The 705-nt window shown below is 66.2% G+C and carries 1 protein-coding gene; it reads left to right on the top strand.

The annotated features are described in order from the left end of the window. Positions 1-705 (top strand): hypothetical protein (locus NR126_RS29130; protein WP_256832483.1); only part of this gene is annotated, 705 nt, incomplete at both ends.

Raw genomic sequence — 705 nt, 5'->3', positions numbered from 1 at the left:
CAGCATCAGCATCAGCATCAGCATCAGCATCAGCATCAGCATCAGCATCAGCATCCGCGTCGGCGTCAGCATCCGCGTCGGCATCGGCATCCGCGTCGGCGTCGGCGTCGGCGTCGGCGTCGGCGTCAGCATCGGCATCGGCATCGGCATCGGCATCGGCATCCGCGTCGGCATCGGCATCGGCATCGGCATCCGCATCGGCATCGGCATCGGCGTCAGCATCAGCATCGGCATCGGCATCGGCATCCGCATCGGCATCCGCATCGGCATCAGCATCCGCATCGGCATCCGCATCCGCGTCCGCATCGGCGTCAGCATCCGCGTCGGCATCCGCGTCGGCGTCAGCATCGGCATCGGCATCGGCATCAGCATCCGCGTCCGCATCGGCATCAGCATCAGCATCAGCATCCGCATCCGCATCCGCATCGGCGTCAGCATCCGCATCCGCATCGGCATCGGCATCGGCATCGGCATCCGCATCCGCATCCGCATCCGCATCCGCATCGGCGTCAGCATCGGCATCCGCATCCGCATCCGCATCGGCATCCGCATCCGCATCCGCATCCGCATCCGCATCCGCATCCGCATCCGCATCGGCGTCAGCGTCGGCATCAGCATCTGCATCGGCATCCGCGTCGGCGTCAGCATCGGCATCCGCATCCGCATCCGCATCCGCATCCGCATCAGCGTCGGCATCAGCATCCG

Origin of the sequence: Pseudomonas sp. Pse1 (assembly GCF_024519635.1) — a bacterium.
Lineage (GTDB): Bacteria > Pseudomonadota > Gammaproteobacteria > Pseudomonadales > Pseudomonadaceae > Aquipseudomonas.
Note: the sequence above shows the minus strand (reverse complement) of the source record. Positions and strands in the feature narration are given on the sequence as shown.